This is a genomic window from Rhodomicrobium vannielii ATCC 17100, assembly GCF_000166055.1.
Classification (GTDB): Bacteria; Pseudomonadota; Alphaproteobacteria; order Rhizobiales; family Rhodomicrobiaceae; genus Rhodomicrobium; species Rhodomicrobium vannielii.
This window is the reverse complement of the sequence record NC_014664.1, coordinates 438392-461624: the sequence shown is the minus strand read 5'-3', so window position 1 is coordinate 461624 and position 23233 is coordinate 438392. Positions and strand designations below refer to the sequence as shown.

The following is a 23233-nucleotide window of genomic DNA, read 5'->3' as shown; positions in this document are numbered from 1 at the left end:
GATACCACTCCCTCAACGTTGGCGAGTAGCGCAGCTTGTGCGCGCTTGTTGCCGCCAGGACGCCCGGTCAAGGCCGTCGAAATCATCGATCACAACCTTTTTTCAATCTGACCATACTGTTACCCAATCGAAAAATTGAGACGACCTATCGGTAGCGCACTTTGTTTACTGACGCAAGGGTTGCAATGGTATGGGAATGACCAATCCACACGAGCAGCGCAGAGTCACCTATACACCACAGAATCCGTCCTGACGCTAAGGAGCTACAATTTAAAGTTGCTGCTCAAGGTTGACCATGATAGGAGCCCTTTATGTCGATTGGCGTAACTCGCTATCAACCTTGATGACTTGCGGGTTGTAGGTTTTATTGCTGTATGAGGAAGCCTTGAACAAAGAAGACCTTCGCGATGGCCTCTTGAAAAGTAAGCCTCCGCTGAGGGCCGCCTTGCGGGGCGTGTAAGAGACAGGTCTTGTCTGTGACGCTTGTCGCGACAGGAGCTATGCCCGTGCCTATGTCTGGAGATACTTTTGCCCGCCGGTATTCCGTAGTTGCTGATACCCGGCGCCGCTGGAGCGAGGACGAGAAGCAGGCGATCATCGCCGAGGCTTTGCAGCCCGGCGTGAATGTGTCAGCGGTCGCCCGCAGGCATGGGATCAAGCCAAGCCTTCTGTTTCGTTGGCGGAAGCTGGCCAAGAACGACGAGAAGCCAGAGCCCGCACCGGCATTCCTGCCGGTCTCTCTGACGGCGCCAGGGAAGAGCCGCGACACGATCTACGATCACAGCGCCAGTGACGCGCCCGCCGCCGATAATCGCATCGAGATCGAGCTTTTGAACGGGCGGCGCGTGCGGGTTGGCCCCGGCGCCGACATGGGCGCGTTGAAGCGCATTCTCGATATTGCCGACGGGAGGAGACCATGATCCCGGTTCCGACCGGCGTGCGGGTGTGGCTGGCGACGGGTCACACCGATATGCGCAGGGGCTTCCCGTCGCTGTCCTTGCAGGTCCAGGAGGTTTTGCAGCGCGATCCTTTGAGCGGCCATCTGTTTTGCTTTCGCGGCCGCCGGGGCGATCTTCTGAAGGTGATCTGGCATGACGGCCAGGGCGCCTGCCTTTTACGAAGCGTCTGGAGAAAGGCCGGTTCTTGTGGCCGAGCCCGGCTGACGGCGCGATCTCGATTTCGCCCGCGCAGCTTGGCTATCTGCTCTCCGGGATCGATTGGCGCAATCCGCAAAAAACCTGGAGACCGACTTCGGTTGGCTGACGGTTTGCCTTTGAAAACGTTGGCGAACCATGATTCTCTTGTCGGGTGACCACGCCGCTTGACGCTCTTCCTTCCGACCTTGCCGCCGCGCATGCGATGATCCTCGCCGAGCGCGCCGCCCGCCTTTCCGCCGAGGCCGTTGCGGCTCGCGCTCGCGCGGCGACATCCAGCACGGACGCGCTGATCGCTCATCTGAGGCTCGAGATCGAGAAGCTGCGGCGGGTGCTTTACGGTAGCCGCTCGGAGCACAAGGCGCGGCTCCTGGAGCAGATGGAGCTTCAGCTCGAAGAGCTGGAGACAGCCGCGGCCGAGGACGAGCTTCTCGCCGAGACAGCCACAGCCCGGACGCAAGGCACGCCATCCTCTACGCGCAAGCATCCATCGCGCAAGCCTTTCCCGGCGCATCTGCCGCGCGAGCGCGTGGTGCTCCCGGCGCCGACATGTTGTCCGTCTTGCGGCTCGACGAAGCTGTCGAAGCTCGGCGAGGACGTCACCGAGACGCTCGAGGTTGTTCCGCGCCGCTGGAAAGTCATCCAAACGGTGCGCGAGAAGTTCTCCTGCCGGTGCTGCGAGGCGATCGCGCAACCGCCGGCGCCCTTTCATGCAACGCCGCGCGGTTTTGCCGGGCCGGGCCTTTTGGCCATGATCTTGTTCGAGAAGTTCGGCCAGCACCAGCCTCTCAACCGGCAAAGCGAGCGGTATGCGCGCGAAGGCGTCGAACTTTCCGTCTCGACGCTGGCCGATCAGGTTGGGTCCTGCATGGCGGCGCTGCAACCGCTCCAGGCGCTGATCGAGGCCCATGTTCTTTCGGCCGAACGGTTGTTTGGCGACGACACGACGGTGCCGATCCTGGCGAAAGGCAAGACAGTCACCGGCCGCATCTGGACCTATGTCAGAGACGATCGCCCTTTTGGCGGGACCGCGCCGCCGGCCGCGCTTTACTACGCTTCGCGAGACCGAAGGCAGGAGCATCCCGAGAGCCATCTTCGAGACTTCGCCGGCATTTTGCAGGCCGACGCCTATAGCGGCTATAACGGGCTTTACGATCCGGCGCGCGAAAAAGGCGCCATCGTCTCGGCGCTGTGCTGGGCGCACGCCAGGCGCCAGTTCTTCGAACTGGCTGACATCGCCGCCAACGCGAAGCGCGGCAAACAGGCGCCGGCCATCTCCCCGATTGCGCTGGAAGCGGTCAAGCGCATCGACGCGCTGTTCGACATCGAGCGCTCCATCAACGGCCTTCCCGCCAGCGAGCGCCTGCGCGTGCGCCAGAAGCAAAGCGCGCCGCTTCTGGCCGATCTGAAAACCTCGCTTGGCGAGGAGCGCTCGCGATTGTCGCGCTCGGCTTCCGTCGCCAGGCCCATCGATTATCTGCTCAAGCGCTGGGATCGGTTCGCCGCTTTCCTTGGCGACGGCCGCATCTGCCTGAGCAACAACTCGGCCGAACGAGCGCTGAGAGGTTTTGCGCTCGGAAGAAAGTCGTGGCTCTTCGCCGGTTCAGATCGCGGCGCCGACCGGGCCGCCTTTATGATGACGATGATCATGACGGCCAAACTCAACGGCATCGATCCGATGGCTTGGCTGGCCGATGTGCTCGCCCGCATCGCAGGCCAGCCGCAAAGCCGACTCCATGAGCTGCTGCCCTGGGAATGGAAGCAGCCCGGCTTGCAACTGGCGGCGTAGTCATCAACCGCAAGCGCTCACGCTGCGGCCCTCACCGGATGCTTACCTTGAAAAGCGTATCGAGAAACGTGCTCTTTTGCTTAGGCCGCAGCCTGCAATCACGTCGCGACTGGCCTCGTACCGAGCGGGACTACTCCGGCATCGCCATATCTGCTGCTCCTGCTGAACTGTTACCGATCAGCCAGCAGCCCAATAATCCCAATTCCAGGTATTTGGTCGAAGAGGAGTCGCAAAAGACATGTCGGCGTTGATCAGACTTCTGCTTCCCGCAGTCGCGGCGGCCTTTATCACTGCTTGCGGCGTTTCTTCAGGCGGCGACATGACTGACCCCAAGCTCGAGTCGGGTGCCGTCTCGGATTCATCACCAGCCCAGAAACCTGCGGCTCCGAGTTCAAAGGAAGACTCCGCTCAGGCGCCCGACAATAAAGAGACTTTACGCAAAGTTGCTCTTTCCATGTCAGCGGTATCGGATCCCGCCAGCAACACTTATAAGATCGGTCCCCTCGACGTCGTCGATATCACTGTCTTCAATGTGCCGGAGCTGTCGAAGACTGTTCAGGTCTCGGAAGCGGGAACTATAAACTTCCCGCTCATCGGAGAGTTTCAAGCGGGTGGGAAGACTGGGCGCGAGATTGAGAGAGAGTTGAGCCTCAAGCTTGGGGATAAATATCTGCAGAATCCTCAGATCACAGTTTTTATAAAAAATTATAATAGTCAGCGTGTCACCTTGGAGGGTGCCATCAAAAAGCCGGGCGTCTATCCCATCACCGGCGGGCTGTCTCTGTTGCAGGCCGTCGCGCAGGCGCAAGGGTTCGAGGACAAGGCGGATGAAACTGTCCTTATCTTCCGGCAGGTAAATGGTCAGCGCCAGGTTGCCAAGTACGATGTGTCGCGTATCCGTGACGGAATAGCCGAAGACCCTGCGTTGGAGGCCGGTGATGTGATCGTCGCTCCAAGCTCCAGCGTAAAAGAGGGGATCGGTGCGGTTTTCAAGGCTCTCCCGCTGTTCACCTTAGTGTCCTTACTTTAGTAAGCGAGCAAAGCGGATGCGTGACTCTCAAAAAGATCTTGGCGATGAGAGGCGGGCTCTGGTTCCTTCTCAATCGGCTGCGATAGCACAGTTAAAGGGCGAAAATTTCGGGCCACAGGGCTATGGGCAAGCACAGGGTGAAGAAGAAAGCGATCTCGCTGTCACCCTTCGCCAATATCTTTATATGGTTCTCAAACGCAAATGGCTCATTTTGGGTACAGCGCTTGTGTTTACAGTTCTGGGAAGCGTTTTTACGCTGCTCAAGACGCCGCTCTACTCAGCCAGCGTGAGAATCCAGATCGAACGGGAGCCGGCTAAGATCGTGGAGGGCGGGACGACATCGCCGGAGGAAGCGGGAAGTACCGATTTTTTGAGAACCCAATATGAGCTGATAAAAAGTCGGGCAATGGCCGAGCGAGTCGTCTCGATGCAGCGCCTTTATGATGACGAAGGGCTCTTTAAGCCGCGTGATGTTTCAGCACTTGGTTTGTTGGGCGCTGCCTTGTTCTCTTCTTCTAAGAAGGAGCTTCCTTTGCCAACTGCGCGGCAGGGTTGGGCAGTTGGCATTGTGCTTTCCAATGTGGCGGTCTTGCCTGTTGCAAATTCCAGGCTCGTTGATGTTCGCTACTCAGATCCGAGCGCAGTGCGTGCGCAACAAATCGCGAATGGATACGCAGACGCTTATATTGCGTCCAACTTGGATAAGAGGTTCGAGGCCAATTCTTACGCCAAAACCTTTCTCGATGACCAGATCAAACAGCTCAAAATTCGAATGGAGGAAGCAGAAAGGGCGCTTCTCGTTTTCGCAGAGCAGGAGAAGATGATCGAGGTCAGCGACAGAGCGTCAATCACTGAAAGCAATCTGGCAGCGGCAAACTCCGCGTTAGGGCAACTGATCTCAGAGCGCATCAAGAACGAACAGCTCTGGCGCCAGCTTGAGAGTTCCACTGCAATCAATTTGCCGCAGCTGTTATCGAACCCGGTTATCGAGGTGCTGCGCGGCCAGCGGAAAGCGCTTGAGACCGTTTATCAAGAGAAGCTTGAAAATTTCAAGCCAAGCTTTCCAACGATGGTGCAGATTTCAAACAAGATCAAAGAGATCGATCGACAACTTGCCGCCGAAGTCAAAACTATCCGCAATTCGCTTAAGGCGGCTTATGAGACATCGCTCGCGCAAGAAGGCGAGATGAAAGGAAGAATTGAAACGCTGCGAGGGGAAGTACTCGATCTGCAAAAGAAAGGCATCCAGTACAACATCTTGAAACGAGAGGTTGAGACCAATCGGGGCCTCTATAATAGTCTGCTCCAGCGTTCCAAAGAGGTAAATATTGCAGGCGGTGTCGGCACCAACAATATCTTCATTGTCGATCGGGCACTGGCGCCAAACGCCCCCTCGGAGCCTAATTTTCCGCGTGCTCTGCTTATCTCGCTCGCTCTTGGCCTTGGTGCTGGAGTCGGCATTTCATTTCTGCTTGAAATGCTTGACGATCGCGTTCGCACTCCCGAGGAGATCGAGCAACTTTCAGCGCTTTCAACGCTTGGGATTATCCCTCGCCTGGAGTTTGCCGAGGGTGTGGATCAGGCCCTGAAGGATCCACGCTCCGCCATTGCGGAGGCGTATCGCTCTCTTGCCACTACTTTACAGTTTTCCACTGAGTCGGGACTTCCGCGCTCCATTGCGGTGACGAGCGCGGGGCCTGGCGAGGGCAAATCCACAACGTCGGTGGCGATTGCCCGGCATTTCGCACAAATGGGTCACAAGGTCCTTCTGATCGACGCAGATCTCCGTAATCCGTCTCTTCACAAGAAGCTATGTTTGAACAACGTGGTTGGCCTCACCAATTATCTGACAGGCTCATCGCTTCCACCGGAAGTTCTCCAGAAGACGGATCATCCCAACCTCGCATTCATGGCCTCGGGTCCACTTCCGCCGAACGCTGCTGATCTTCTGAGCGGGACCCGCCTCTATTCGCTTGTCTCGCTCGGCGGCGACGTTTTCGATCTCATCGTTTTTGATGCCCCTCCGCTCCTGGGGCTCGCCGATGCCCAGTTGCTCGCCAACGCATCGGCTGGCACCATCTTTGTTATTGCGGCGGGAGAGAAGGGTAAAGGGATGATCCGGTCGGCGCTGCGGCGTCTCCAACTCGCGCGCATCACGCTGCTTGGCGCTGTTCTCACGAAGTTCGATTCGAAAGCCGTGGGCTACAACTACGGATACGGATATGGCTACGAATACGGACAGTCGGCCTACACGTACGGTAACTCCACCGATGCGAAGCCGCGGTTAGCAAAGCCGGGCTTGAGCTGACGATGCGTAGCCACGAAGCTCTTTCGGCCGCTCTTGGCATGCTCAGTTACCCACACTTGGTGCGCCAAGCGCGGCGATCCGCGCTGCCTCCGGGAGTCACGTTTCTCCTTGAGGTTGCGGTGGGTGAGACTCGGGCCGTGCGTGAAGCCGAAGCGCTCACTGGGTGTTCTGAAATGGTCTTGCGAAAGGCTGCGGGGTTCTTCATCGAGCAGATCCTTTTGAACAGGGATGGCGACAACTATCGGACCCTAGGTGCCAGTCGCGAGACCTCGAATGGCGAGATCAGGCGCCACATGGCGCTGATCATGAGGTGGCTTCATCCGGATCTTTTTCCTAACAGCGACGGTTTTGATCGAAGCCTGTATGTCGGCCGCGTGACCGGGGCGTGGGAAACAATCAAGACCGTCGAACGGCGCGCGGCTTATGACACCTCATTGGCTGGAGGTAGGTCGCAAAGCTCGAATGTGCCACGACTTACGCATGGACCTGGTGCTGTTGTCCGAAACGCACGCCGCAAACAAATCATACGTCCACGGCGCAAGGACACTCACTTCTGGCGCATAGTCTTCCTTCTCCTCGGGAGCCGCAAATGAAAAGACCTCATCATCGCAAGCAGCTGAGGTCCGCGCTTTTTGCACGGGGCAAAGGCTTTGTCTCGCATGTTTCCAGCAATCCCATGCGGTCTGTCATTTCCATAACGGCAGGTCTAATACTTGTTTGGCTTGTTGTAAGCAAAAGCCTCCCTTACGTATTAGCCACGTCCGCTCCCGATACTGCGCTCGCTTTGAATCCCAATAATCCCGTCGCTCTTCTCGCCAAGGCGGAAGATATACGCGAACAGTTGTTGATGCTTACCGGGAGCAACGAATCAGGCGCGTCGGCGGGCGACACTGCGTCGAAGGGCGATACCATCGCTCACCTTCCCGAAGCGCAGGACGGAAGCTTCCAACAGCCGCGAAGTGAACGCGATGCGCTGCGCAGAAAAATCGGTCGTCTCGCTGTTCGCGCTCTAGCAAATGACCCGCTTAATGCGAAGGCTTACCGCTTGTTGGCGGAAACGACCGATGATCCTGACCTCGTCCGTATCCTGATGCGAGAAGCGGTCAAGCGGTCTCGTCATGAAACGATCGCCCAGTTTTGGCTTCTTAACGACAGTGCTTATCAGAAGGATTTTGGATCGGCGCTTGGTTATGCCGATATCTTGTTACGGACGCGTTCGGACGTGTCTCCTTACGTTTTCGCTTATCTGACGGCTATCGCCGAAGACCCGGCTGGCTTCTCCCTCGTTGTGCAAGAGCTTGCAGAGGGCCCTGGCTGGCGCCCTGCCTTTTTCGCAGCGCTTCCGCGAAACGCCAAGCAAACGGACACCCCTTTGAAACTGATGACTGCGCTTAGGGGAAGTGCCCAGCCAATTGGCAATACTGAGATTGCGCCTTACTTGAATGCGTTAATCGCCAAAAATCTCATTGACGCAGCTTACAACGCGTGGCTGCAATTCCTGCCGAAGGATCAACTTGACACTTTGGGCCTAATAACGCACGCGAATTTCGAACAGGATCCTAGCGGCTTGGCGTTTGACTGGCAGATCAGTCGCGGGGTCAACGCCATTTCCGAGTTTGTGCCCGTTGGCTCTGAGGGTGAACGTGCGCTACATGTCGCTTTCGGTGTTGGGCGTGTTAAATTTCCGGAGGTTAGGCAGACCGTGCTGCTCCCGCCCGGACGATATCGTCTTGAAGGTAAGCTTCGCGGCTGGATTACCGCCAAGCGTGGCCTCCGCTGGCAACTCACTTGCGCCAGCGGATCAAGGCGCGTGCTCGGCGAGACGGATATGTTGATGGGTCGGTCTCAGCAGTGGCGAATTTTCGCACTGGAAGCCGATGTGCCTCAGACTGAGGATTGCAGAGGCCAGATCCTTCGATTCTTTCACGATTCCCGCTCGGCGTCAGAGGAACTGATTTCCGGGGAGGCTTGGATTGCCGGTCTTCGCCTTGAACGAGTTCCCGACGCAAGCGCTGTCCTGCAATAGGGGTGGGAAAAGCGGTCATGGCGCTCGCCCCGGCGCTTTTGCGTAGCGCATAAGGCCATGAGGCATCCTCCGAAGAAACTGCTACCAGACTGAAGGCAGTTTGGACTGTCTGTAGCGTTTGGGCCATCTCATAACGTGGCGCCACGGATAGGAGCATAGCGACTTTGTGCAGCCGGTTTCGGCAACGAGCCTGAAAACGCATGTAAACGGCGGGGAAGCGCCCTCCCCCGTCGCTGATTAGATGGTCGAAGGCGCGAACTGCAAAAGAAAGAAACGCAGCTCTGGTGCCGACCAGATCGGCCACCATCGACTACGGGCTAAAAGAGATGGTACCCCCGTCACTGCTCGTATTAGCCAGAATAGCTCCAACGCCCACGCCCCCAGCGAAAAGACCAACGCCGATGCCTATACCTACTGTGTCCACCGTCTCCGCTGTCGGCTGGACAGAGCTTTCCCCACAGGATGGAGGCGTAGAGGGGACGACCGTTGTCTGGCCAGCACCCACTTTCGCGACGCACCCGTTTTCATAGGCGATGTCAGCGGAACCCGCACTGACGCGTATGCGGTCACCGGGCGCCAGGAAGGTACCGGCACCGGCCGGCGCGTAGCCGTTGCCGCGATTTACTGATACCGCACCTTCGACATAGGACAAGGTAGCGGCGTTAGCACCCGCTCCTATCGTCAAAACTGAGGCGCTTGCAAGCACACGCCCCCAAAATGCGATTTTGTGCCTAAAAGCCATGGTGACCATTTTTACCTCCGTTGCGTTCCCCACGCTCGGCGCCAGATTGGCCGAGTCCGTTCAATCTCGGCAACTACTAATGCAATTTTAGGCTGCAAATATTGAATTGACGTATCCGATTTGCAACTATTAATTGTTGATATCTGGAATTATGGGACCGCCTGCAGGCCCCAAGGTACCGCGAACAATGAACTAGTCCGAAATTGCGGACTTTCAATTCAACCTATATTATGATGTGGTTGTAACTCAACGGAAGATGCTTGGAGACGCCTAGCCGCTCAACCGGCCCTTCGGTTTTGAGTGTGCTTCCACTTGGGAAAGCTGCTCACGATTTTCGTCAATGGTGCTCGGTCAGCGCCGGTGCTCCGCTCGTGCGTCGTCCTCTTCTCGCGCCTCAAGCCGAAGATCGGATATCGCTGGGGCGGCGGCGGCTCCTCGACATCGGACGGGGGTCCAGCCCACCGTTGCCGACGCCAGCGCGCGCTGTATCGCGTTGATATCGCGTGCTATTTTTCTTCTGGCGCCAACCCTTCACCGAGAAACAAACGTAAGATTCACCGGGCACGCCCTCGCTCCCAAGCGATGCTGCGTGCTTATTGTATGCAGCCGCCAGGTTTTCGTGGACGAGCGCATTTTCGGCAATTCTTTGCATTGAAACTGAGAGTGAAAGCATTTCCACTCCGCCTTCACGCGCAACGATAGAAAAACGGAACAAAAATATTATTCACTTCACGATATATTGCATACATCTAAGATACAACCATAGTTGCGCATGTTCTATCATTACAATCACAGACAAGACGCCGCAATTTGAACAAAGTCGGCCATGATATAGGCAAAAAAGCGAGAGTGCCCGATGAGTTATTTCAAAAAACTGGCCACACGATGCGTATATCTCGCAGTTTTATTTGGTTGCGTGATATCGATAGTACCCGCAACCGCTGAAAGCCCGTTTTCTGCCTATCAGGAGCGAAAAAAACAGGCGAATGAGAGCGTTGTAACCATTATGGGATCGGGCACGGCGAGCCCGTATACACGCCTCGCGGAAGACATCCAGAACGTCGTCGACGAACCGAACGTGCCCGGCGGCCTCCGCGTGCTGCCGATACTCGGGCGCGGCGGTGCGCAGAATGCGATCGACGTGCTTCTGCTCAAGGGCGTCGACATGGGCGTTGTCGAGGCCGACGATATTTCGCAGGCACGCGTCAAAGACCCTGCGGTTTTCGCGAATGTCGAGCAACGCATCCACTACATCACGAAGCTCGCCAATTCCGAGTTCCAGGTTCTGGCGCGCAGGGAAATCAAGACTTTCGCCGATCTCGAAGGCAGGAAAGTCAATTTCTTCAAGAAGCTGAGCTCGACCGAGATCGCCTGCAACGCCGTCTTCAAGGCGGCGCAAATCAACGTGGTGCCGACCTATTACGATCAGGAAGAAGCGGGCGCGCGGCTCAGATCCGGCGACATCGACGCGATGGTCCGTTACGCCGGCGCGCCGCACAACGCGTTCTCTGGCTTCAAGGGCGACGACGGATTCCATTTCCTGTCGATCGACGCCGACAGCGTGGGGGCGGAGCGGTACAGCGAGCTTCTGAAGACGTATTCGCCCGCGCTTCTCAAGAACGAATACTACCCGCAACTGATCGCGAATGACCGGCCAGTCCCAACAATCGCGGGAAGCATGCTTCTCGTCGTCTACAATTGGCCTGTGAACTCTGAACGCTATACGCGTGTGGCGAAGTTCGTGGCCAAGTTCTTCGACAATATTGCAAAGTTTCAAGGGCCCGGTCGCCATCCGAAGTGGAAAGAGATCAACATCGCTTACGAAGTGCCCGGCTGGACACGATTCAAGGCGGCGCAGCAATGGCTCGACGGGCACAAGGAGGCCGACGCTTCGACAGGCGGGCGGGTGAAGACCGATTTCGACACCTTCCTGAAGACGCGCCAAGTAGCCGGAACTGCGATTTCCAAGGAAGAGCGGGAGGCGCTCTTCCAGCAGTTCATGGCCTGGTACTCGAAAAAGAAATGAGACTGCGACCGTAAAAGAACAGGAAAAAGCCAACGAGGTCGGTGGGACGTGGGCACGTGGAAACCTTTGGCTGGAACTTTGACAGCCGGCATCTTGGTGGCGGGAAGCCTGCTGGCACCGCAAGGGCTGGCCGGAACCACAGCCTCGCTTGACGCAGACCTGAAGGAAGACCGGCACCCCTCGCGAACGAAGATGGTGCAGGCTGCGCCGACAGAGTTCACTGTGTCCGATGTCGTGGGGCAATCAGGGCAGACGATCGCGCTCGGCATCAAGCCCCAAAACATGGGCTCGCCGGAAGATCTATTCGCCATTACGGGCCTGCCGCCCGAGGTGAAACTGTCGAGCGGCTCGCCTCAGGACGATATCTGGCTCGTGCGCCGGAAAGAGCTTACCTCGCTGGCTATCCTCGCGCCCGAGGCGTTTTCGCGCCGGTTCCAGATCGCCGTGACACGCGTCCGCACGAATGAGAAGCCTCCCCTGACGCTTACGGCAAGCGTCACCATTTCTGCAAAGCCTGCCGGGTCCGGTGTGTTCACGTCGGCGGGACAGCCCCGCCCACGCGCCGCGTATGAGCGCTCGGCTGGCGAAAACGCCCTCTTCGACAAAGCGCGCGAGCGCTTCAAGACCGGCGACATCGCCGGCGCCCGCGCCATCTTCGAAGTCCTTGCGCTGAAAGGCGACCCGGATGCAGCCATCGCCATTGGCGAGACCTATGATCCCATCGTGCTCGGGCAACTGTATGTGAAGGGGCTTCAGCCGGACGAGGCCAAGGCGGTCGCCTGGTATCGCAAGGCCGATGAACTCGGCGACCAGCGGGCCCGAACGCGCCTCAATGCGCTCAATCAGAACTAGTGGAGCGGATTTGATCTTCGACTCACACTCGCTGGTGGCATCGGCCATCAAATGGCGGCTTAGAAACCGCAAAATGCAAGTAGTTGCTAGCACTCTAGAGGCGCACATGTTTGCTTGAGAGCATGCAGCAAGAGGGACCAAATATATGCGCCAGAGCACAAGCCTCAGTTGAAGCGCTCCACAGCGCGCCTCCTTCGGACCTTTCAACCTCGATCAACAGTGTGAGCGTTTGATGCGGCAAGGCTACCTGTCTCGTATCGGGGCGACATTGGCTCCATGGGCGCTTCCGGTGCTCCTCGTCGTCGCATGGGAAATCGCCTGCAACGCGGGGATCGTCTCGCAGCGCGTGCTACCCGCGCCAAGTCAAGTGGCCGCGGCGTTCTGGGCGGCGATCCGCGATGGGACGCTGTTCGAGCATGTCGGCATCAGCGCACAACGCGCGCTCCAGGGGCTTATGATCGGCGGCGGCGCAGGCTTCTTCCTCGGCGTCCTGTGCGGAGTCCTGCGGCCCGCCGAGGTGCTGATCGACTCCTCGCTGCAAATGCTCCGCAATGTGCCGCATCTGGCGATGATCCCGCTGGTGATCATCTGGTTCGGCATCGACGAGGAGGCGAAGATCTTCCTCGTGGCTATCGGCGTCATGTTCCCGATGTATCTGAACACTTATCACGGCATTCGGACCGTCGATAAGGGGCTGATCGAAATGGCGAAGGTGTACGGGCTCGGGCCGTTCGCCCTGTTTCGCCGCGTCATCCTTCCGGGCGCAATGTCGTCGGTCATGGTCGGGCTTCGCTACGCGCTCGGCATCATGTGGCTGACCCTCATCGTCGCGGAGACCATCTCGGCGTCGAGCGGCATCGGCTACATGACGATGAACGCGCGCGAATTCCTGCAAACCGACGTCGTGGTTCTCGGCATCCTGATCTACGCGCTTCTGGGCAAGCTGGCGGATGTGCTGACGCGAGCCCTCGAACGTCGCCTCCTGTCCTGGCATCCCGCATACCAAGTGAAAGGCAGGACCGCATGACGCTTCTTCCGCTCTCGAAACCGCAAGCCGACGATAGCGCCGCCACGATGACCGAGACGACCGACGAGCCAGAGCATGGCGGCATCGGCTTGCCGCTGATGCTCGACAGCGTCGCGCGATCCTTTGGCAGCCTCAAGGTGCTGAAGGGCGTCACGCTCGACATCCCGAGGGGTCTGTTCGTCGCCATTGTAGGTCGGTCGGGCGGCGGCAAGACCACCATTCTGCGGCTCGTGGCAGGCCTCGACCTGCCGACTTCGGGCGAGGTTGTCATCGACGGCGAGGGTGTTTGTGGCCTTCAACCGTCGGTTCGACTGCTTTTTCAGGATGCGCGGCTCCTGCCTTGGCAAACGGTGATCGGCAACGTCGGCATAGCGCGCGGCAAGGATTGGAAAGAGACGGCGCGCGCGGCGCTCGAAGACGTTGGCCTCGCTGGCCGTGAAAACGACTGGCCCGCCGTGCTGTCCGGTGGTCAGCGCCAGCGCGTCGCACTCGCGCGCGCGCTCGTTTCGCGGCCAGGCGTCCTTCTGCTCGATGAACCGTTCGGCGCGCTCGATGCGCTCACCCGCCTTGAGATGCACAAGCTCACCGAGCGTCTCTGGCAGGAGAACCGTTTTACCACGATCCTCATCACCCACGACGTTGCCGAGGCCGTGGCGCTAGCAGACCGCGTCCTCGTGCTACGCGAGGGACACATCGCGCTCGATATTCCCATCGACCTGCCCCGGCCGAGGCGCGAGCACATCGATCCGAAATCGGCCGAAATCAAAGCCCGCATCCTGAAGGAGGTTTAGACACATGCATTTCCTGAGTTCCCTGCTGCTTGCCGCTTCCTGCGTCGTCTTCGGATGGCAGGCACCGGCAGCCGCCGAAGACAAGCCAGATACCGTGCGCATCGGTTTCCAGAAATCGTCGACGCTGATCACCGTGCTGAAGACACAAGGCAAGCTCGACGCCGCACTTCAGAAAATCGGCGTGAGCGTGAAGTGGAACGAGTTCACCTCCGGGCCGCCGATGCTCGAAGCGCTGAACATCGGAGCGATCGACCTAACCGCGGATGTGGCCGACACCGTGCCGATCTTCGCGCAAGCCGCTGGCGCAAAAATGATCTACGTCGCGCAGGAAGCACCGTCGCCGACCGCGCAGGCGATCCTCATCCCCGCCACCTCGGAGCTGAAATCGCCAGCCGAGCTCAAGGGCAAGCGGGTCGCGCTCACCAAAGGCACGGGCGGCCATTATCTTCTCCTTGCGACGCTGGCAAAGGCGGGATTGACCTTCAAGGACATCCAGCCGGTCTATCTGGGACAAGCCGATTGCCGCGCGGCTTTCGAGCGAGGCAGCGTCGATGCGTGGGTGACGTGGGATCCCTATCTCTCGGCCGGTGAGATCCAGGCGGGCGCGCGCGTGCTGGCGGACGGCAAGGACGTGGCGCTCTATCAACGCTACTATCTCGCCGCGACGGCTTTCGCCACCGCACGGCCCGACGTGCTTGCGGTCATCTTCGATGAGCTTCACGCCGCCGGAAAGTGGGTGAAGGACAATCCGCAGGCCGCCGCCGAGCTCTTGAAGCCGATCTGGGGCCTCGATACGAAGATCATCGAGCAGGCGAACGGCCGCCGCAGCTACGATGTGCGTCTGCCCTCGACGAACAACCTCGTGGATCAGCAGGTCATCGCCGACACCTTCTTCAAGGAGCAATTGTTGCCGAAGCCGGTCGACGTGAAAAGCGCCGATATCTGGCACCGCGGCTCGTAGCCGTCCGACCCGACATCGACGGTAGCATCCGTTTGAAGATCGTTCCGATCGGATTGCATTGCAGTCCGATCGGTTAAACGCTTGAAGGCGGGGCCCGCGCTCAGTCACGAGGTGATGCAGGCGCGCCGGTTCCTCTCGCCCGTTCAGTTCATCGTGGAATGACGTGAGGGCGCAGGCAGCTTCCGCAGCGGCGCAAGGCGAGCGTTGGCTGGCTTTTCCCGCCCCTTGTTCGAAGCGAGCGCGCGCAAAAGAATGCCGATGGTGGTGCCGTTGTGCAGGAAGGCCGTCGCGATGGGCGACAGCTTGCCGAGTACCGCGAGCGCCATGATCGCGGAGTTTATGCCGACCGACGCGCGGAAATTCGAGCGGATGAGCTTCAGCGTTTCGCCGGAGAGGCCGCGCAGCTTGGCCAAACCGTCGAGCCGGTCGTCTAGCAGCAGAATGTCGGCGGTCGCGCGGGCGATGTCTGCGGCGCGTGGCATGGCGATGCCGACATGGGCGGCCATCAGCGCCGGGCCGTCGTTGACACCGTCGCCGACAAAAGCCACGACGCGGCCTTCCGCCTTCAGCGCCTCGATGATGCTCGCCTTATCTTCGGGCTTCTGGTCGTGATAGACGCGGTCGAGTTCGAGGATCTGGCCGATCTGCTTCGCCTTCGCCTCGTGGTCGCCGGTGATCATGATGATCGACTTCACGCCGTTCTCGCGGAGTTGGCGCAGCACGGGCAGCGCCTCCTCGCGAAGCCGGTCGCGAAGGCCGATGACGCCGATGAGGCGGCCTTCCGCCGCGACGAACAGCATGGATTTGCCCGCCCCCGCCAGCCGCTCGATGATCGCTTCCGCGCTCGCGAAAGAGACGCCTTCATGCTCTTCGAGATAGTGGCGCGAGCCGATACGGATCGTCTGGCCCTTGACGTGCGAGCCGATGCCGTGGCCGACGAGGAAATCAACCTCTTCGTGGCTGATATGCGCAAGATGGCGGCGGCGCGCGACATCCACCACGGCCGCGGCGACGGGATGGCTCGTGTGCTCGGCGAGCGACGCGACGAGCGCGAGAAGCGCCGCGTCATCGAGATCCGAGTCGGTTGGACGGTGAATGTCCGTCACTTCCAGCGTATTGTGAGTGAGCGTGCCCGTCTTGTCGAACACGACCGTATCGACCGAGCCCACGGTTTCGAGCGACCGGCCGCTCTTGATGAGGCACCCCTCTTTCGCCGCGCGGTACATGGCCGATTTGACCGCGATGGGCGTGCCGAATTTCACCGCGCAGGAATAGTCGACGAGAAACACCGATTCGAGCCGCCGCCAGTCGCGCGTCGCGGCGAAGACGCTTGCGCCCGAAGCGAGCGTGATGAACACGCGGCGGTCGGCGAGGCGATGGCTTTCGCTCTGGATGCCCGATGGATCGGTTAGCCCGTCGAGGATATAGCGGGAGATGCGCGCCGTGGTGGTGGTGTCGCCGACGCGCTCGGCTACGATGACGAGGCGACCTTCGGTGACGACGGAGCCGGACAGCACTTCATCGCCCTCCTCGCGCGGAATCGGCATGCTCTCGCCCGTTACGGCCGACTGGTTCACCCACGCATTGCCCGAGAGCACGACGCCATCCACCGGGATGCGGTCGCCCGTATTGACGACGACGCGCGCGCCTTCGGTCACCTCGTCGTAGGGGATGCTGCGGAGCGCGCCATCGTCGGTTTCAATCATGACGGCTTCCGGGCGCGCCTTCAGGAGATTGCGGAGCAGCGTGTCCGACCGAGCCGACGTGCTGGCCTCGATATGCCCGCCGAGGTCGAGCAGGAAGCGCGTGAAGTTCGCGGTGCGCCAGTCGCGCCTGAACGCGGGCAGCGTGATCGCGATGGCGTCGAGCACTTCGACGGTCACGCCGCGATTGGCGAGCTTGCGCGCGCCGCGCACGAGCACAGGCGCCACATTCGCCGCCGAGATGAGCGCGCGGAGCGGCGGCGGAAGGATGAAACTCGCGAGGAGAATGCCGCCCGAGACAAACACATGGCCAAGGTCCGGGCCTTCGTCCTCGCTTGCGACCGGCACGGCATCCGGCGGCGCGGGATGATTGACTGCGCGGAGAATGCCGGTGCGCGTGCGCCGGTCTCCATCGTGATGCACGACGAGGGTTTTCGCAGGCGCGTTAACGCGGACCGAAGTGACGCCCGGCAGCGATTCGACGCTCGCCGCCACGCGCGGCCCCATCGTCGCGGCGTCGGTGAGCCGGAACCGCAACCGCGTCGGCGTCTCGTGCACAATGCGAATCGTCATGCGTCGTTTCCCCCGACGAGCACGGCGCGGGGGGCCTCCCCGCCTCCGCACAAGGCGCTATTATCGATGGCGATTACTGGTGATTGTCCCCCGTGTGGATCTCGGCTTCGGCGTCGCGGAACCGCTCTTTCACCTCTTCCACACCGCCCTGAAGCGTCGACCAGAGCTTCACCGCCGCGCCAATCAGGTTCTTCTGCACCGTCTCGTTGGTCAGGAGGTAGGTCAGGCCCGCGCCGATCACGACGCCCTTCACCAGCGCGTCGTTGTGGATGTCGAAGCCCGAGGAGAAAAAGCCGCCGTTCGTTTTCTGCTGCGCCGGGGCTTCCTGCTGGGGTGCCGCTTGCGGGCCATAGCCGTACCCGTAGGGCGCGAAATGCGGATGGTGGTGATGCCCGTACCACGGATGAGGGCCGTAGGCCGGAGCGGGACCGTACCAGGCCGGCGCTTGCGGCTGGGCGGCCTGTTCCTGCGGCTGACCCTGCGGAGCCGGACCCCAGCCGGGGTGGCCATAAGGCGCGCCATACCCCGGAGCCGGGTAGCCCGGATACCACCCCTGCGGAGCCTGCGCCGGGTTCGGACCTTGCGCGTTGTACGTCTTGTTTTCGTTGTTGTGATCGCTCATGAATGTCTCCTGCCGTAAGTCTGTCGGTTTGCCGTCCGGGACCGAATTTTCCTGTGCGATGGCGACGGGACGGGCGGATCAGACCGCCTTCGGATTACCGCCCTGCGTCGATGATGCGAGAATGATGTCGTCGCTCTTCTTCGGCGAAGGCGCGTCCCTGTTTTGCGCGGCGTCGGAGATCGACGTCGGGCGCCTTGGAGGCGACATGACCCAGGCCGCCGCCGCGGCGCCTGCGAGGAAAGACGCCACGCGCGAAAACCCGTGGCCGCCGACCGCCGCGGCTGCCGCGCCGCCGACCGCCGCCGCGATACCGGCTTTCGTCGCTGCGGCGAGGGTATCCGTGACCGCCTGCGGGACCGACTTGTCACCCTGCTGCGCCGCCGAAATGGACTGGCCCGCAACGATACCGCCGCTTATGAGGGCGCCGAAAGCGCCGAAGCGAAGCGCCGCATCCGCAGCCTCGCCGGAAAGATGGTGCTTATGCGACATGATTTTTCTCCTTGGGTATTCTCTTTAATACCGTCCGTTCGACCTCCGCCGTCCCTCGCCGTCAGACAGCGGCGCCTTCGGATCATCCTCCATGATCGTCACCGTTCTCTTGTTGCGAACGGCAGCCGCCACCAGCACGGCTGCGGCTCCGATGGCGGCTCCCGTCCAGAAACGCCGGTCGGAAACGGTGGCGCGATCCAGAAGGCCAACCTGCGACACGGGATCGAACGGCGATCCGTGGGCGCCATGCAGAAGCTGCTCCACAAGCTTGTCGCCGTGGCGCATGGCGTGAAGCAAATTGGAAAGCGTGTCATCGTAGGACATGATTATCTCCGGACGGTTTCGCGCTGACGTCAAAGGCTGGGAAGAACTGCCGCGAGGCTATGCTCTGGGGCACAAGCGACTCGTCGAATCCTGTGCGGTTGGTATTTGACATGGGAGCCTTCGGCGATGGCAATCAAATGTCAAACTCACCGCAGTGGAGGTTCCACTTCCGAAACTCATAAGAGCGGGCTCTCCTCTCGATAGTCCGATGCATGCGTTAAAAATATGTGCGTATGAATACAGCTACATAGTAACGAAACCAAAAGTCAATGCATAATTAAAGGTTGAAATTAGAATAATTATAATTTTAATCTTCTTGCCAGCGGCCGTTTCTATAACAATTCGCGCAAGCAAGAGCCAATGCGGGCCAATAGTCTCGTTGTTACCGCAAAGCGGGCCCACCCACGATGGCCTTTTGTGGAGAAGCGCAGGCGAAACGGGAAGGACGACCCGCCGCGCGCCATTTCGCGGCCGGTGCGGGATATGCACTCGTCCATTGCTCGCGATACGCCGCGCCGTCGGCATGAACGCGGCTAAACGCGATCACGATTTCCGGCTACGCGCGAAAAATGACGGTTAACCATTTGCGGTAGCGGCCTCCGGATGTTACCACGCTTGAGTATGCGTCCTGTCCCAGCTGCACAACCTTGCCTCGCCCTCGCCTGCGCCCGTCAGGGCCACCGATCGCGCGAGCAAGATGGCATTCGGGGAACGGGAGCCGCACCATATGTTCATGTAGACGACGTGAGCTGATCCATGGCCAGCTTTCACCCCCTCCAGCTTGCCCTAGACATGACCGTGAAAATCCTTGAAACCAATCTGCGCCTTGCAGAAAGTTTCGCCACGATCATGAATGTGCAACGGAACCGCGGGGAAACAGCAGCGGCAGGGTCACGCGAAAGACAATCTGGCGACGGCTCAGGCGCAGCCGCCGGCGAAAATCGGAGCAATGAAATGTCGGGCGCGCAAAAATTCGTTTACCGCTTCGGGGCTGGCAAGGCCGATGGTTCGGCCGAGATGCGCGAGCTTCTTGGCGGCAAGGGTGCCAACCTCGCCGAGATGTCGAACCTTGGCTTGCCGGTGCCGCCCGGCTTCACGATCACGACCGAGGTCTGCAACGGCTATTACGCCAACGGCAAGAAGATGCCGGAGGGCCTCGTGGATCAGGTCGAGGAGTCCGTGCGCTATATCGGCCAGACGGTCGGCGCGATGCTCGGCGACGCCACGAACCCGCTCCTCGTTTCCGTGCGCTCGGGCAGCCGCGCGTCGATGCCCGGCATGATGGACACGATCCTCAATCTCGGCCTCAACGACGAGACGGTGGAAGGGCTCGCCATCCGCTCGGGCGACCGCCGCTTCGCGTATGACAGCTACCGCCGCTTCATCCAGATGTATTCGAACGTCGTGCTCGACGTGAAGCACGAGAACTTCGAGGAGATCCTCGAATACTACAAGCATCAGAATGGCTACGACCTCGACACCGACATCACTGCCGACGACTGGCGCACGCTGATTGAGCAATACAAGGCCGTTGTACAGCGCAAGCTCGGCAAGCCCTTCCCGCAGAACATCGAAGAACAGCTCTGGGGCGCCATCTCGGCCGTGTTCGATAGCTGGAATAACGCGCGCGCCATCAAATACCGCGAGTTGAACCACATCCCGGAAAGCTGGGGCACGGCGGTTAACGTGCAGGCCATGGTGTTCGGCAATCGCGGCGACACGAGCGCGACCGGCGTCGCCTTCACGCGCAACCCGTCCACGGGCGACGGGCGGCTCTACGGCGAATTCCTCGTGAACGCGCAGGGCGAGGACGTGGTGGCGGGCATCCGTACGCCGCAGAACATTACAGAGGTCGCGCGCGTCGAGGCGGGCAGCGACAAGCCTTCGCTCGAAACCGTGATGCCCGAGGCATTCAAGGAGTTCGTGGCGATCTGCCATACGCTCGAAAATCACTACCGCGACATGCAGGACATCGAGTTCACCATCCAGGAAGGCAAGCTCTGGATGCTGCAATGTCGTAACGGCAAGCGCACCACCCCGGCCGCGCTCAGGATCGCCGTCGACATGGCGAATGAGGGCCTCATCAGCCGCGAGGACGCCATCAGCCGCATCGAGGCGGCGCAGCTCGACCAACTCCTGCATCCGACAATCGACCCCAAGGCGAAGCGCAATATCCTGACCATCGGCCTGCCCGCCTCGCCGGGCGCGGCTTCGGGCGAAATCGTGTTCTCGCCGGACGATGCCGAGAAGCTGAAGGCGCTAGGCAAGAGCGTCATCCTCGTCCGCAACGAGACGAGCCCCGAGGACATTCACGGCATGCATGCGGCGGCGGGCATTCTCACCGCGCGCGGTGGGATGACGAGCCACGCGGCCGTGGTTGCGCGCGGCATGGGACGGCCCTGCGTCTCGGGCGCTTCGGCGCTCCGCATCAACGCCGAACTCAAGACGGTGACGGCCTCGGGCGTCACGCTGAAGGAAGGCGACATCATCACCATCGACGGCTCGACGGGTCAGGTGATCCAGGGTGAAGTTGCGATGCGTCAGCCGGAACTCACGGGCGACTTCGCCAAGCTCATGGAATGGGCTGACGTCGTACGCCGCATGAAGGTGCGCACCAACGCAGACACCCCGCGCGATGCCGAGCAGGCGCGCAAGTTCGGCGCTGAGGGCATCGGCCTTTGCCGCACCGAACACATGTTCTTCGACACCGACCGCATCATGGCGATGCGCGAGATGATCGTCGCGACCGACACCGAAGGCCGCCGCACCGCGCTTGCCAAAATCCTGCCGATGCAGCGTCAGGACTTCATCGAACTGTTCGAGATCATGCAGGGCCTGCCCGTCACGATCCGGCTTCTCGATCCGCCGCTGCACGAGTTCCTGCCGCATGGCCACACGGAAATCGTCGAGCTTGCGCAGTCGCTCGATATCGACCCGGCGACGCTTCGCGCCCGCGTCAACCAGTTGACCGAGCAGAACCCGATGCTCGGCCACCGCGGCTGCCGCCTCGCGATCACCTATCCGGAAATCGCGGAGATGCAAGCCGCCGCCATCTTCGAGGCCGCCGTGGAAGCCGGAAAGCGAACTGGCAAACCGGTGGTGCCGGAGATCATGGTGCCGCTGATCGCAACGAAGAAAGAACTCGACATCATCAAGGACATCATCGTCCGCGTGGCGAATGACGTCCAGCTCGCCACGGCCACGAAGATCGACTACCAGGTCGGCACCATGATCGAGCTTCCGCGCGCGGCGCTTCGTGCGGGCGAGATCGCGGAAACGGCGGAGTTTTTCTCCTTCGGCACGAACGACCTCACGCAGACGACCTACGGCATCAGCCGCGACGACTCGGGCGCGTTCCTCGGCGATTATCTGAAGGCCGGGATCTATTCGGCCGATCCGTTTGTCTCCATCGACACGGTTGGCGTCGGCGAGCTCGTGAAGCTCGCATCCGAGCGTGGTCGCGCCACGCGTGACAAACTCAAGCTCGGCATCTGTGGTGAGCATGGCGGCGACCCGGCCTCCATCGCGTTCTGCGAGACCATCGGCCTCGACTATGTGTCGTGCTCGCCGTTCCGCGTGCCGGTGGCTCGCCTCGCAGCGGCACAGGCCGCCATCGCAAGCAAGAAGGCCTCAAACAGGAAGCTGGAAGACCGCTGATCGAAAAAGCGCCCGCGCTTGCTCTTTCGGCCAATGGACGACGGGGCAGCGCGGGAGTTAACTCCGAGGCGAACCGGGGCTGATCTGCTCCCGCTAACAACACTCCCGCCGGATGAGCGCATGACAGCGACCGCGCCTTCACTCTTTCCGACGCTCGACGCCATCCGCGAAGGCGGCAAGGGGAAGGTCGCCGCCGCGCTGTCGGCTATCGAGGCCAATCCCGGACCAGCGGCGGACTTGCTCGACCGAGCCTACGAGGAGCCGAAGGGCATCGCGCTCGGCATCACCGGGCCGCCCGGGGCGGGCAAATCCACGATGATCAACGCGCTGATCGCGGGCTGGCGCAAGGCCGGTCAGACGGTCGCGGTGCTTGCGGTCGACCCGTCGTCGCGCGCGAGCGGTGGCGCGTTGCTGGGCGACCGCGTGCGCATGCGAAGCGATCCCGAGGACAACGGCGTATTCATCCGCTCCGTCGCCGCGCGCAATCGCCTCGGCGGCCTCGCCGACATTGCCTACCCTGCCGCGATCCTGCTCCGCGCCGTCTACGACCGCGTCATCATCGAAAGCGTCGGCGTGGGCCAGTCCGAGACGGACATCACCTCCGTGTCGGACTCCGTGGTGCTGTGCATCCAGCCCGCTTCGGGCGATTCGCTCCAGTTCATGAAGGCGGGCATCGCCGAAATCCCGGATATCGCCGTTGTAACGAAGGCCGACATCGGGGCCGCAGCCACCCGCGCGCTGTCGGATCTCAAGGGCGCGCTGTCGCTGTCGCACCGCGATGCGGACGTTTGGGCGCCGGAATGTCTTTCCGTATCGGTCACCAGCGGAGCGGGCCTCTCGCCGCTGTTCGAGGCATTCGCCCGGCACGAGGCGTGGCTTCGCGAGGGCGACCGCCTCGCTCGCCTTCGCGCGGTAAAAGCGCGCGACTGGGTCGAAACCGAAATCGCTTCCGAATTCGGCCGCAAAGGTCTGGCGCTTGCCGAATGCGAATTTTTTAATGACTGGAATAACCAGCCGTTTACCACGATCCGGCGCGCCGCCGCCGAGTTTCGTGTTTTGCGCACGCCGTCTCACGGCGCTTGAACGTCCGTCGCGCAGCACCTCCGCAATTTTGACACCAACGAAGCTATAGCTAGAACGCTCGAATTGTACCGAGTGG

The 23233-nt window shown here is 60.7% G+C and carries 17 protein-coding genes; 13 read left to right on the top strand and 4 right to left on the bottom strand.

All coding sequences use genetic code 11. The annotated features are described in order from the left end of the window. Nucleotides 1-512: 512 nt before the first annotated feature. The 11 genes from tnpA (at nucleotide 513) to RVAN_RS01890 (ending at nucleotide 14706) form a co-directional block, all read left to right on the top strand. Nucleotides 513-920 carry an IS66-like element accessory protein TnpA gene (gene tnpA, locus RVAN_RS20960; protein WP_041787200.1) on the top strand — a complete coding sequence of 136 codons (408 nt, stop codon included), beginning with the start codon at nucleotides 513-515 and terminating at the stop codon, nucleotides 918-920. After that, complete coding sequence (tnpB, locus tag RVAN_RS01940; RefSeq protein ID WP_013418085.1) at nucleotides 917-1312, top strand: IS66 family insertion sequence element accessory protein TnpB; 396 nt, start codon at nucleotides 917-919, stop codon at nucleotides 1310-1312. Before tnpA ends, tnpB begins: the two co-directional genes overlap by 4 nt. A 47-nt stretch (nucleotides 1313-1359) precedes the next feature. Beyond that, nucleotides 1360-2943, top strand: a complete 1584-nt coding sequence (gene tnpC, locus RVAN_RS01935; protein ID WP_013418084.1) for an IS66 family transposase — start codon at nucleotides 1360-1362, stop codon at nucleotides 2941-2943. Nucleotides 2944-3181: 238 nt separating this feature from the next. Further along, nucleotides 3182-3973, top strand: coding sequence for a polysaccharide biosynthesis/export family protein (locus tag RVAN_RS01930; protein WP_013418083.1), 792 nt, complete (start codon nucleotides 3182-3184; stop codon nucleotides 3971-3973). Between the two features lie 16 nt (nucleotides 3974-3989). Further along, complete coding sequence (locus RVAN_RS01925) at nucleotides 3990-6281, top strand: GumC family protein (protein ID WP_013418082.1); 2292 nt, start codon at nucleotides 3990-3992, stop codon at nucleotides 6279-6281. A 589-nt stretch (nucleotides 6282-6870) separates the two neighbouring features. After that, the gene (locus tag RVAN_RS01915) at nucleotides 6871-8307 is read left to right on the top strand and encodes a hypothetical protein (RefSeq protein ID WP_013418080.1); all 1437 of its coding nucleotides are present in this window, start codon (nucleotides 6871-6873) and stop codon (nucleotides 8305-8307) included. A gap of 1748 nt (nucleotides 8308-10055) precedes the next feature. Beyond that, nucleotides 10056-11075, top strand: coding sequence for a TAXI family TRAP transporter solute-binding subunit (locus RVAN_RS01910; RefSeq protein ID WP_041787194.1), 1020 nt, complete (start codon nucleotides 10056-10058; stop codon nucleotides 11073-11075). A gap of 78 nt (nucleotides 11076-11153) precedes the next feature. Beyond that, on the top strand, nucleotides 11154-11927 hold the full coding sequence (locus tag RVAN_RS18595; RefSeq protein WP_155942321.1) for a sel1 repeat family protein: 774 nt from the start codon (nucleotides 11154-11156) through the stop codon (nucleotides 11925-11927). A gap of 232 nt (nucleotides 11928-12159) precedes the next feature. After that, entirely contained in the window at nucleotides 12160-12954 is a 795-nt protein-coding gene (gene ssuC, locus RVAN_RS01900) for an aliphatic sulfonate ABC transporter permease SsuC (protein ID WP_013418075.1), read from the top strand. Further along, nucleotides 12951-13745: an ABC transporter ATP-binding protein gene (locus RVAN_RS01895; RefSeq protein ID WP_013418074.1), complete on the top strand. Its 795-nt coding sequence runs from the start codon at nucleotides 12951-12953 to the stop codon at nucleotides 13743-13745. The genes ssuC and RVAN_RS01895 overlap by 4 nt, the downstream gene beginning before the upstream one ends. Before the next feature lie 4 nt (nucleotides 13746-13749). Further along, complete coding sequence (locus tag RVAN_RS01890) at nucleotides 13750-14706, top strand: aliphatic sulfonate ABC transporter substrate-binding protein (protein ID WP_013418073.1); 957 nt, start codon at nucleotides 13750-13752, stop codon at nucleotides 14704-14706. Between the two features lie 143 nt (nucleotides 14707-14849). Here RVAN_RS01890 and RVAN_RS01885 read toward each other — a convergent pair whose 3' ends face one another. From RVAN_RS01885 to RVAN_RS01870, 4 genes are all read right to left on the bottom strand, one after another. After that, entirely contained in the window at nucleotides 14850-16982 is a 2133-nt protein-coding gene (locus RVAN_RS01885) for a heavy metal translocating P-type ATPase (RefSeq protein WP_013418072.1), read from the bottom strand. A 73-nt stretch (nucleotides 16983-17055) separates the two neighbouring features. Continuing rightward, nucleotides 17056-17604 (bottom strand): hypothetical protein, encoded by a 549-nt coding sequence (locus RVAN_RS18590; protein ID WP_013418071.1) that lies wholly within the window; start codon nucleotides 17602-17604, stop codon nucleotides 17056-17058. Nucleotides 17605-17682: 78 nt separating this feature from the next. Beyond that, nucleotides 17683-18093: a hypothetical protein gene (locus tag RVAN_RS01875; RefSeq protein ID WP_013418070.1), complete on the bottom strand. Its 411-nt coding sequence runs from the start codon at nucleotides 18091-18093 to the stop codon at nucleotides 17683-17685. Between the two features lie 24 nt (nucleotides 18094-18117). Beyond that, the gene (locus tag RVAN_RS01870) at nucleotides 18118-18417 is read right to left on the bottom strand and encodes a hypothetical protein (RefSeq protein WP_013418069.1); all 300 of its coding nucleotides are present in this window, start codon (nucleotides 18415-18417) and stop codon (nucleotides 18118-18120) included. A gap of 954 nt (nucleotides 18418-19371) precedes the next feature. Between RVAN_RS01870 and ppdK the strand changes: the two genes are divergently transcribed. Together ppdK and RVAN_RS01860 are read left to right on the top strand one after the other, a co-directional pair. Beyond that, nucleotides 19372-22074: a pyruvate, phosphate dikinase gene (gene ppdK, locus RVAN_RS01865; protein ID WP_041788012.1), complete on the top strand. Its 2703-nt coding sequence runs from the start codon at nucleotides 19372-19374 to the stop codon at nucleotides 22072-22074. A gap of 120 nt (nucleotides 22075-22194) precedes the next feature. After that, complete coding sequence (locus RVAN_RS01860; RefSeq protein ID WP_013418067.1) at nucleotides 22195-23157, top strand: ArgK/MeaB family GTPase; 963 nt, start codon at nucleotides 22195-22197, stop codon at nucleotides 23155-23157. Nucleotides 23158-23233 lie beyond the last annotated feature (76 nt).

Bases quoted from the DNA above. Each gene is read 5' to 3' on its own strand.
- ppdK (WP_041788012.1), top strand. From the start codon at position 19,372: ATGTCGGGCGCGCAAAAATTCGTTTACCGCTTCGGGGCTGGCAAGGCC.
- tnpC (WP_013418084.1), top strand. From the start codon at position 1,360: ATGATCCTCGCCGAGCGCGCCGCCCGCCTTTCCGCCGAGGCCGTTGCG.
- RVAN_RS01885 (WP_013418072.1), bottom strand. From the start codon at position 16,982: ATGACGATTCGCATTGTGCACGAGACGCCGACGCGGTTGCGGTTCCGG.
- RVAN_RS18590 (WP_013418071.1), bottom strand. From the start codon at position 17,604: ATGAGCGATCACAACAACGAAAACAAGACGTACAACGCGCAAGGTCCG.
- RVAN_RS01910 (WP_041787194.1), top strand. From the start codon at position 10,056: ATGGGATCGGGCACGGCGAGCCCGTATACACGCCTCGCGGAAGACATC.
- RVAN_RS01875 (WP_013418070.1), bottom strand. From the start codon at position 18,093: ATGTCGCATAAGCACCATCTTTCCGGCGAGGCTGCGGATGCGGCGCTT.
- RVAN_RS01925 (WP_013418082.1), top strand. From the start codon at position 3,990: ATGCGTGACTCTCAAAAAGATCTTGGCGATGAGAGGCGGGCTCTGGTT.
- RVAN_RS01890 (WP_013418073.1), top strand. From the start codon at position 13,750: ATGCATTTCCTGAGTTCCCTGCTGCTTGCCGCTTCCTGCGTCGTCTTC.
- RVAN_RS01930 (WP_013418083.1), top strand. From the start codon at position 3,182: ATGTCGGCGTTGATCAGACTTCTGCTTCCCGCAGTCGCGGCGGCCTTT.
- RVAN_RS01870 (WP_013418069.1), bottom strand. From the start codon at position 18,417: ATGTCCTACGATGACACGCTTTCCAATTTGCTTCACGCCATGCGCCAC.
- tnpB (WP_013418085.1), top strand. From the start codon at position 917: ATGATCCCGGTTCCGACCGGCGTGCGGGTGTGGCTGGCGACGGGTCAC.
- ssuC (WP_013418075.1), top strand. From the start codon at position 12,160: ATGCGGCAAGGCTACCTGTCTCGTATCGGGGCGACATTGGCTCCATGG.
- RVAN_RS01860 (WP_013418067.1), top strand. From the start codon at position 22,195: ATGACAGCGACCGCGCCTTCACTCTTTCCGACGCTCGACGCCATCCGC.
- tnpA (WP_041787200.1), top strand. From the start codon at position 513: ATGTCTGGAGATACTTTTGCCCGCCGGTATTCCGTAGTTGCTGATACC.
- RVAN_RS01895 (WP_013418074.1), top strand. From the start codon at position 12,951: ATGACGCTTCTTCCGCTCTCGAAACCGCAAGCCGACGATAGCGCCGCC.
- RVAN_RS01915 (WP_013418080.1), top strand. From the start codon at position 6,871: ATGAAAAGACCTCATCATCGCAAGCAGCTGAGGTCCGCGCTTTTTGCA.